The sequence below is a fragment of the Saccharicrinis sp. GN24d3 genome (genome assembly GCF_052400645.1).
GTDB lineage: Bacteria > Bacteroidota > Bacteroidia > Bacteroidales > Marinilabiliaceae > Saccharicrinis.
The window spans coordinates 258,260-268,478 of the sequence record NZ_JBQTGI010000009.1 but is presented as its reverse complement, the minus strand read 5'-3'; the positions used below and the strand labels follow the sequence as shown (position 1 = coordinate 268,478).

Here is a 10,219-nt window from a genome sequence, read left to right as displayed (position 1 = left end):
CTGATCAGCGAGTCGTAATTGGCGATGTGATGGAGGTCGTCATAACTAATGTTCTGGCACAGCCTAACCTGCGAAAGCACGAATATCTGCCACAGGTCCATTCCCGGCCTTCCCATGTTGTTGTTTTCCGAGAATATCTTTTTTTCCAGGATCTCGAACACCTGGGTGTTCCACTTGGGGTTAATGAATATTTCTTTTAACGCCGCGCACAAGCCCGGCAACGCACCGCCGCGTTTTGCAGTGGGTATTTTTGTGTCCTGTATCAACAACCTGCCAAGGGTAATTTGCTGTTCGAATCTTTTTCGCATATCTGAACCTGATTGAAAATTTGTGGTGAACCAGACGAATCTCAAATCGTCAACAGGTTGAATATCTGTATTTTAATTGATTTTAGCAAGCCGAAACCCATAAAGATTCTAACTAGTTTTCAACACTAACCAGTTGAGCGTGAATACATATCGGGTTTACTTGCAGAGACTATTTAGTGCTTGAATATGCTTTTTTGCTTTTTCATAGGCCTGGCTAATATGAATGAATCCTATATCATTTAATCCTATCGATTTTAACATGCGGTAAAGTTCCAGCCGGGTATAAAGTTCACTATGTGAGCTTTTCAATAATGGGGTAAGTATCTTTTTACGGGAATTAAATGTAGATTGTGCCGTAATAACGGAGGATACAAACTGTGTGTAATAACAGTACTGCCCGTTCATGTTAGAACCCCTGGTATCTTTTAAATAAACAGGAAGGAAGATATAATCGGCTCTTTTCTCAAGGTAATCTACATGCCCATACATTGCCGTCATTGGGGCACAAAACTCGGCACCGCAAAAATTTTTCCCATCTTTAACCGGCGTATGGTAGTTTACACTTGTGACCGTTTTAACGGATAACAGGTCGAAAAAAAATTGCCAGAACAGAACTTCATCGTGCAGGTGCAAGCCGGCAGGAATTCCTATGATCGGCGAATCCTTGTTTGACGTGGCCTTGAATCTGAACAGCTCCTTTCGTTTACGCATTAACTGAAAATGAGATGATTTATTGCTCACATATTTTTTTACATTATAATCTCTGCCACATAAAAAACCATATGCTTCCACCTGACCATCTATTTCAGCAACTTTAAGTTTACAATGATTCGTGCATAAATCACAGACCTCCGATCGGGTTGGGATTGATTTCTTATACAGGTCAAGTCCCCTGAATTTTGTGGTTCCGATATTTGCATCGCATATTTCGAGCGCTACACCTAAAGCGCCGGTTAAATGACAATACTTTGAAACCATGATAGGCTTGTTAAGCTTTTGTTCAAAAGCAGCAACCAGTGCTTTGTTTTTTGCGGTTGCTCCCTGAAAAAAAATTTTGTCCCCAATATGACTTTTCCCCACTACTTTAGCCAGATAATTCTCGCGGGTTGAATGCAAAACAGCAGCCAGGATTTCATCCGGCTTATAGCCATCCATTAAATAATGGTTGATATCGCGTTCCATAAATACGGTGCACCTGTCGCTAGCCAGCGGGGAACGCACTTTTTCAGCCCGGCCGGAATAGTCATTCAAAGGACATCCGAGTTTTTTGGCTTGTTCCTCAATAAAGCTGCCGGTACCGGCGGCACATACATTATTCATGGCCGAAAAAGTGATCATGCCATCATGCAGAATGGTAAACTTTGAGTCCTGTCCGCCAATCTCGATAATGGTATCTATTTCGGAATCCAATTCAACGGCAGCCCTGGCATGCGCCGTTATTTCATTGAGTATAATATCGGCGCCGATGATTCTTCCGATAAATTTCCTTCCGGATCCGGTAGTACCGGTACCTGCTACATGAAAATGAAGTTTCTTCCTTTCCTTAAAATTACAAATTGATTCCAGAATAACCTGCACAGCTTTTAACGGCTGACCGGAAGTACGGGTGTAAAATCCTGCAATAACCTCTTTTTTACGATCAATGATTACTGCCTTGCTACTGGTTGAACCAATATCTATACCCATATAAATACTACCTAAGCTACTGTTCCTCGTTTTTACATAAACATCCACCTCAACAACCTGAAAGCCGGGATAGCTAACCGACTTGAATGTATATGTTTCGTGTGATTTAAAATCCGGATAATCAGACTGCTTCAATTGCAGCGGAGGATAAAAATATTTTTTCGCTTGTATGGGGGGCAGGATAATATCCTCAACGGAATTATAGGAAATGTGCTTTTTTTTATCCTTTCTGCATTCCATGGCCGCCCCTAATGCACCATACACGTGTGCATATTTATCCACTGAAATTTTGAGATTGGTTATTTGCCCCAAATGCCTGATTACCGCCTTATTTAATGCCACACCTCCCGAAGCAACCACAGAAGAAAAAGTATTTTTCTGAAAAACAGTGTTTGCCATATTTTTTGCCAGGCCATAGGATAATCCGTCACATATTTCACTTAACGAGTAGCCTTCTTGCTGGGCATGGATAAGGTCGGTTTTAGCAAATACGGCACATCGGGATGCAATTTTCGGTATGCTACCCGTGTTTTCATAAGCCATCTTACTGAATTCCTGTATGTTTTTCAAATGGAGACGTTCGGCCTGTTGATCCAGAAAATTCCCGGTGCCGGCCGCGCATGAAGAATTTGATTTGTAGTGGTGGTATTCATTTTCTTTATCAAAGGTAATAAGTCCGAATTTCTCCGCCCCTATGATTAACAGCGAGCGGAGTGTAGGGTGGAAATGTTTTGCCGCATTGATATATGCGCCTCTCGTGTCGACCAATGTTCCGTCCCGGATTACATTTGGGGTTGAGGATGTATACCCGATCCCCTTGATTTCCTCTATTTTAATATTTTTCAGTAATGATTCCAGGCTTGAAACGATTTGCCCCTTGTGAAAGGTATAACGCGTACTTATAATCCTGTCTTGCTCATCAATTATGGCAGTGCTAACCGCAACCGAACCGACATCAATCCCAAGGTAATACGTGTTCTTCACAATTTCCTCCCTCCAAATTATCAGTGGTCATATAATGAGAATGACAATCTATATTTCCAATGAACGCTAAAACTTTAGTAATTTATCTAAAAGGTACGGCTTTTAAACCTTAATAAGTGCTTTTGCGCCTATAATTTCAATTTTAAAATCATTGGTATTGCAAATGACTTTTCTGAAAAAAATGAAAAGCTGATCCTTGTTTGCATCCACCTCAAAATCCCAATATCAAATCTCCCTCCGACGAGGTCAATTCTATTCTCACAATTGTATGGTCAGTATCACTGACAGGTATCATTTTTCCGGTATACCGAACACTACCGTTTGGCCTTACAATGGTAAACTCAATGTCAAGTCCATCAAAACTTCCGCTTAAGTCATTGCCATTTCTGTCGGGATCGGTCTGGTGGAATTCCGCACCATTAAAAACCCCCGACGCCACACCTTTGTTATCCTCATCAGGCTGCAGGTCGATCTCATAATTCTCGTCACCCACCACCGGCCAGGTAGCTGCAAAAGCCGGGATAAAAACGGTAGCAATGACTGTTTCTGAACCACAGGCCATGATTACACTTGCCAGGAGTATTAAAGTCGATTTTTTAATTACATCAATAGTTTTCATCATCACGTTTTTTCAAGTTTATATTTTTCCAATAGTCATACCAGGTATCACATTTCCCTTTTAAGGTCGTCCAGAAAGAAATTTATCCTTGTTTTTATTTCTATCGTTTCTTCCTGCAGGTCATCCACCATATCATCCACGTTTTCCATAATCTTCTTCTTCATTCTTTCCTTCTCCTTTTTTTTCAACGCACGCTCCCGGTAATTCCAGATATCCTCCCTCACCTTATTCAGCGGCAAAATTTCCGTTACGTGTATATTGTCCATTATTTCGGAATAGATGCTTTCAAAGCGCCTTGCGTAAGGTGGGCCCCAGACACTTTCAAAATCCGTCAGGTATTTACCCCTGTTGCTATCCAGGTTTCTCCATAAATCGTTGTAATTATATACGGTCTGTTCAAGTTCCTTATAATACTTCTCATCCTTGAAAGCAAAATCGGCAATACTTCCAAAGGCGATGCTAACATCTTTTATACTGGCCAAATAGGATCTGAGCAGCGACGAAACATGGTCGTATTGTTTTTTCCGGGCCGCCAGCACTTCGCCGGCGTACAAATCTCCCAATAACTTCCGCATAAAAACCTTGCTCAGTTCAATATCATCAATTTTAGCTTTGTCAATAAGGATGTCGCCCTGTTTCAGTATGTTTCCGTTTAAATGTTGAAACGTTACCTTAACCTGATATTTCCCGCTCTCGTCATGGTATATTAATTCGCCAAAAAAAACAGCGTCAGCCTTGTTGGCCTTCAGGCTATCCCGGGAATTAGGTGACAATTTGCGAATGTCGGATATGTTGTTTTCCATATCCTGGTGAGCCATGATCCTGTCGTAACGCCTGCGTTCGAGTACCGTAAACCTGTTTAATTTGATCAATTCGGTTTCAAAGTCGTTCCGGTACACCGTAGCGTATTTGCCAAGGTGCGCATGGCTCACACCAAAATCCCACACGTACACATGTGTTGGTTCATATCCCTGGGCATTAACATTGGCCATCGGCTCCAGAATACCTGTTAGGGGAAATAGCATTAAGCTAACCCATATTTGCCATTTGTTTCTCATGCGTTTCAAGAATTGGTATTAAAATTTCGAATGGGCCTTTTACACCCTGCACAGTGCCTTCTTTTGGCAAAACAAAGGAGGTAAAGTACTATTCGCACAGCATGGCTAACCGCAGCGAGTCTTTTGTAATCTGCTGATCCAAAACACAGCGTTGGGCGCCGTTATTAATTTCGAAATGATGACTGCCGGTTTTTCCCTGCACGCGCACCGTTATAGATATTAGACTTCTATCCACCACTTCGGCAAGCCGGTTGTCGACATACACATCCTGTTTTGCCATAAAGGAAGGAACCACCAAAATAACATCATAGGTTGGGTTCGGTATAGTCTGTTTATTCTTGTGTTTAACCGGTTCGTCCATTTGCATAGATGTGGAGTCCGATAAACCCCGAACCGGTTCATGCTGTTCCTGTTTTGGCTCCGGTATGTTTACCGGCTCTTCCTTTACACCTTGATTTGGCACATTACTCCTGTTAAAAAATTGTATCGCAAATACCAGGGCCAATACACCCACAAAAATATATATGCTTTGTCCAAGTATTTTTTTAACCCTACCTCCTCCGTGTATAGTACCAAAGTCATCTTTTATTTTAGCATTTACCGCTTCGTACAGCTGTTTGAAATCGGAACGAATGTGCTGATCCGCATGAAGCATATTAATATCCTTGAGGATATGGGTAAGCTGCCCTATGTTATTCCTTATCTCGGCATACAGGTTAAGGTCGTCCGCTACGCCCTGAATATTGCCCAGGCTTTTCAATTCCCTGGTCTTACGGTCCAGGTTTTCCACCTCGTTTTCCCAATGCTTCATCAGGTCCAGCCTATCGGTTGCCCTGGCAATCTTTACCCCGTCCAGAACGATGGGGAAAATGCGTTCGTACAGGTGCTGGTTTTTGAAAATTTGAATCAGCTCGTACATACAGTTCTCCGACCGCAAATATTTGTTGCTAACGACCACGATTACATATTGCCCGCTTCCAATATCTTTCATAAATTCGCTGATCCTCCCTTTATATTTCAGGTCCTTCTTATCCCTGATAACATGCAGGCCCCTTCCTTCAAACTCTTTTTCAATATTTTCTGCGACGGTCTCGCTCTCGGCGTTCCAGGCGTATGATATATATATTTTCGGTTTAGTAACAGTGTCCTGCATAATGTTGAAATCTTATTAGAATACATGTTTTGCGAATAAAAGTATATTGCTGTCCTAATAATCAAACAGCCATACAATTATTTGGTTCTGTGGGAGAGATGGTTATTGTGCTGTACACAACATGTTACTATTCTAAAAATTCTGTGTGGATGGATGATGATCCGAAGATGAAGCTTGGATTTTTAACCGTCGGTCCCCCTTATATAAAATGGCGCTGTGGTTAAACACCCAAAGCTTCACCCATCAATAAAGGAAGGCATGGTTAAACAACCAAAGCCTCCCCAAGCAAAAAAGGGAGCCGTGGTTAAATAACCAAAGCCTCCCCAAGCAAAAAAGGAAGCCGTGGTTAAACAACCAAAGCCTCCCCAAGCAAAAAAGGAAGCCATGGTTAAACAACCACGGCCTATACCATTGGGGTTTGGCCACGGAATGCTTTAGCCCAAACTCATAGCTTAATTGATGTTATAAGAAAATTTCAATTTACTTGACATTAATTATGTTTCTCGTTATATTGAATGTATTATTTTAAAAATCTATATTTCTAACCCTTTAAAATTTTTGCTATGATAGACAGAATCATGACGCAAACACGTATTACAGAGATCGACACTGTTACTTCCCAAATTCTTGCTGCCTACCAAAGTTCTTCTCTTAATGGCGACTCCAACCTTTCAGGTATCATTACCAGTATCCAGCCTCTTTCGGCAAATCTTAACCAAGCCATTAACCGTATTAAAAGCGAGTCGGAACTGGAAGAAAAGGACGAAGACCGGGATAACTCAGTACGGTCTTTTTATTATTTGATCCTTGGGTTTACCCACCACCCGGATGAAAACATTACCAACGCGGCGCAAAAAATCATGTCTGTTATCGACAATTACGGACTGCAAATAGTGAACGAAAGCTATGCCACCGAGAGTTCTTTAGTTAACTCCTTACTTACCGAACTGGCGAAACCTGAATTGCAAGAGCCTATTGCACTTGTTTCAGGTGCTGCGGAAAGCATTGCGGCCTTGCGGAATGCGCAGAACGACTTTGAAACCAGCCACCTGGCTTTTGAGCAAAAAAAAGCACAGGAAGGCACCTATGCCAATGCCACATCCATAAAAAACAAGATTCTCAAACTTATAAATGGCAAATTGGTGATTTACCTAAAAGCGATGGCCATAGTCAACGAAGACACCTATGGCAGCTTTACCCGTACGGTTGCCCAACTAATTGCCGCCAACAACGAAAACGTAAGAAGAAGAACGAAGAAAACAACACAGGAAATTGAATAAGCTGAAGGGCTTTTTTCATACTTTGAATTTGTTAGGTTAGTAAAGCCCCGGATTGGTCACCCGGGGCTTTTTTATATTTCTTGGGTTTATCTTCTGTTGTATTTACATGAGATCTGCGTTAACGAATCGGTATTATTACATCCTAAAAATACTGCATTAGAAACGCAGCTTAATGGTCAGGGTTGGAGATGTCACTATTTTATTCGCCGGGAAGTTATGATAATGATTCAAGCCTAACGAGGTTGACATACTTAAGGCTTTTCGTTTGTTTCGACCAGCTGCCACAAACAAGGGAATACTGCCCAAAACGGAAGCAGGACCTCCGATAGCAAAAAACGGCAGAACATCTAAAGAAACCTGCCCTGGCGAAACATAAGCAATCATGGAAGCTCCGGCACCCACCAGTATCCAAGCGGTAACTTTTTGACCTCTACTCTTTCGCAAGTAATCCTGTTTAGTCGGGGATTGGAGGGTGGGTGTTTGGGCCACAAGTGTAAATGAGCCAATTAACAACAGAAAACATACGAATAACTTCTTCATGACCAACGATTTAACATTTAACAATTAGCGTCTCCCCGCACAAACGGAAACCACTTTACTTCACGATCCTGCCTTTCGATGTCATTTCACTTTGCAACTTTCGAAACGACTCGATAAATCAAACCTATAAGATGTTCATATATGCGTTATGATATTCAAAGGCATACCATTAAAGGTAAGACTAAAAGCTCTATGAATCAAGGACGCAACCCCAACAAAAAGCCGAATAAGTCGGCTCTATAGCTCTGGTGTACCTTGAAGTTCAGTTGGATTAAAGCCCTGAGTAGCTTACTTGTTTTTTATGTTTCTTTTCCAAAGTTTCAAGCTTGGATAAGGTTTAAATACCCTGGTGGATCAAACCATGACGTTTAATAAAATTTCTCCTTTACCTTATTGTCCTTATGAAGACCCCCAAACACATATCGCCCGTCGTTTATTTTACCTCCTGGTAAAACGAGCATCCCTGCAACGGCGTGAAAATCTCCGGTTAAGATTTTATTTGTTTCAAAAAACAAAGTGCCTATCGCATCGCCATCATGTTTTTGCAGACCATTTATGCACACTTAAAAATTAGATCCTAGGTCATTATTTAAGAAACACCATGGCGGGGATTGACTGTACTCCACATTATCTTTTCGCTATGGCTAAACAAGCCAGCCTATCCCGATGTTTCACATGAGAACGACATAGAAATGAAGGAACAAAATATTAGGCAACAACAAAAACTTAGTTTACCGAAAAAAATAGTTTCGCTGGGCCAAAACGTGTGGCAGGCCTTGATGGGGACTTCCTTTGACTACACAGAAATTAAACTCAGCAAGGCCATCTTTTTGCTGGCCATACCCATGGTGCTCGAAATGGTGATGGAATCCATCTTTGCCATTGTCGACATTTACTTTGTGTCCAAGCTGGGTGCCGATGCGGTTGCGGCGGTAGGCATCACCGAATCGGTTATTACCATTGTCTATTCTATCGCCTTTGGCTTAAGCATGGCCACCACCGCACTTGTTTCCCGAAGGATTGGAGAAAAGCGTTCCGAAAAGGCAGCGCATATTGCCTGGCAATCCATTATCACCGGAATCATAATATCTGCCGCGATAGCCATTCCAGGCTTGTTATTCGCCAGGCAAATATTGGGGTTGATGGGAGCGTCCGATATGTTGATTGAACAATTCAGCGGTTACCCAACCATTATGCTGGGCGGCAATGTGGTCATCATGCTTATTTTCATTAACAATGCCATATTCAGGGGCGCTGGAGATGCCGCCATCTCCTTGCGGGTGCTGGTCATTGCCAATGGGTTAAATATTATTCTTGATCCCATGTTAATATTAGGGCTGGGGCCGTTCCCAAAATTAGGCATCGAAGGTGCCGCCTGGGCCACCAATATAGGCCGTGGTGTAGCCGTGCTATACCAGTTTTACATCCTGTTTAAAGGTTCGGCCAGGGTAATGCTGATCCCGGATAAGCTGCGATTGGACCGGCAAAAAATAGCCCAGGTATTGAACATTGCTTCGGGCGGTATATTCCAGTCGCTCATAGCCACCTCCAGCTGGATCGGTTTGGTGCGTATTGTTTCATCCTTTGGCAGCGAGGCCGTGGCTGGTTACACCATAGCCATACGTATCATTATATTTGTTTTGCTCCCATCCTGGGGACTGAGCAATGCCGCCTCCACCCTGGTGGGACAAAACCTGGGCGCGCACCGACCGGACAGGGCCGAAAGGTCGGTTTGGTTTACCGCCCGTGCCAATATGATATTTTTGGGAATATTGAGCATCGTATTTATTTGGGCCCCTACCTTTTTTATCGAACTATTTACACAAGAAGAGGCCGTAGTTACAATTGGGGCCGAATGCCTCAGGATAGTAAGCTTTGGTTTTATATTTTACGGTTTGGGAATGGTTTTGGTGCAATCGTTTAATGGGGCCGGTGACACCAGAACGCCAACGCGCATAAATGTGGTAGCGTTTTGGATGATTGAAATTCCTGTGGCTTACGTCCTGGCCATGCATACCTCAATGGGTTACAAAGGTGCTTTTTTCGCCATCATCATTGCCGAAGCCATCATGACATCTATCTCCTATTTTTTGTTTAAAAAGGGAAGGTGGAAGAAAACGGAGGTTTGATAGCCCGTGGGTGTTGGCTGATAGTAGGTGGCTACTGGCATCAAGCAAAACAGGCTCTGCCCTCAAGCCCTGATGCTTGGGGGAAGTACTGTACCGCAGGGACAGGGATGGGGGTTACAACGTCACGTAAGCGGAACCTAGTTATTCTCCAGTAAGCTCCCGTCGAAATTAAACTTCAGGTGACGGGATTTCGTTTCTCCCCAAATGACTATTTACCAATTCCTTAACTTTAAGGTGAAGTTGAATTAATACCGGACACCTACTTTTACATCGGAAAACAAAAGGTTTTTGCCGGATAAAGGTAAGTTGTCTCGTTGGAAAGGCAACAGTTTATCGAGGTAGGAACTTTTTTTATGCCCTTTTTTTATCTGCTGAACTTTAAAGACAAGGCGCTTAAGTTGTAACACAGAGAATTATTTTCACTATCATCTCTACAAAAGATTTATAGACAGTTATCCAGTG

The 10,219-nt window shown here is 42.5% G+C and carries 7 protein-coding genes and 1 pseudogene; 2 read left to right on the top strand and 6 right to left on the bottom strand.

The window, feature by feature from the left end; translation table 11 throughout:
* From ACT29I_RS12815 to ACT29I_RS12795, 5 genes and pseudogenes are all read right to left on the bottom strand, one after another.
* Positions 1-353 (bottom strand): annotated as a pseudogene (locus ACT29I_RS12815) (hypothetical protein); the annotation flags it as partial.
* A 111-nt stretch (positions 354-464) separates the two neighbouring features.
* Positions 465-2,978 (bottom strand): acyl-CoA dehydratase activase, encoded by a 2,514-nt coding sequence (locus ACT29I_RS12810; RefSeq protein WP_444793615.1) that lies wholly within the window; start codon positions 2,976-2,978, stop codon positions 465-467.
* A gap of 211 nt (positions 2,979-3,189) precedes the next feature.
* Positions 3,190-3,600, bottom strand: a complete 411-nt coding sequence (locus ACT29I_RS12805; protein ID WP_444793614.1) for a hypothetical protein — start codon at positions 3,598-3,600, stop codon at positions 3,190-3,192.
* Positions 3,601-3,644: 44 nt separating this feature from the next.
* A complete protein-coding gene (locus ACT29I_RS12800; protein WP_430935795.1) occupies positions 3,645-4,655 on the bottom strand; it encodes a hypothetical protein in 1,011 nt (336 codons plus the stop codon).
* Between the two features lie 88 nt (positions 4,656-4,743).
* On the bottom strand, positions 4,744-5,808 hold the full coding sequence (locus ACT29I_RS12795) for a toll/interleukin-1 receptor domain-containing protein (RefSeq protein ID WP_444793613.1): 1,065 nt from the start codon (positions 5,806-5,808) through the stop codon (positions 4,744-4,746).
* A gap of 563 nt (positions 5,809-6,371) precedes the next feature.
* Here ACT29I_RS12795 and ACT29I_RS12790 point away from each other — a divergent pair.
* Positions 6,372-7,088 (top strand): DUF6261 family protein, encoded by a 717-nt coding sequence (locus ACT29I_RS12790; RefSeq protein ID WP_444793612.1) that lies wholly within the window; start codon positions 6,372-6,374, stop codon positions 7,086-7,088.
* Between the two features lie 156 nt (positions 7,089-7,244).
* Here the strand turns inward: ACT29I_RS12790 and ACT29I_RS12785 are convergent, their stop codons facing one another.
* Positions 7,245-7,628 carry a hypothetical protein gene (locus ACT29I_RS12785; protein WP_444793611.1) on the bottom strand — a complete coding sequence of 128 codons (384 nt, stop codon included), beginning with the start codon at positions 7,626-7,628 and terminating at the stop codon, positions 7,245-7,247.
* A 692-nt stretch (positions 7,629-8,320) separates the two neighbouring features.
* On the opposite strand from ACT29I_RS12785, the gene ACT29I_RS12780 reads away from it, so the two are divergent.
* A complete protein-coding gene (locus ACT29I_RS12780) occupies positions 8,321-9,757 on the top strand; it encodes an MATE family efflux transporter (RefSeq protein WP_444793610.1) in 1,437 nt (478 codons plus the stop codon).
* Positions 9,758-10,219: the final 462 nt, after the last annotated feature.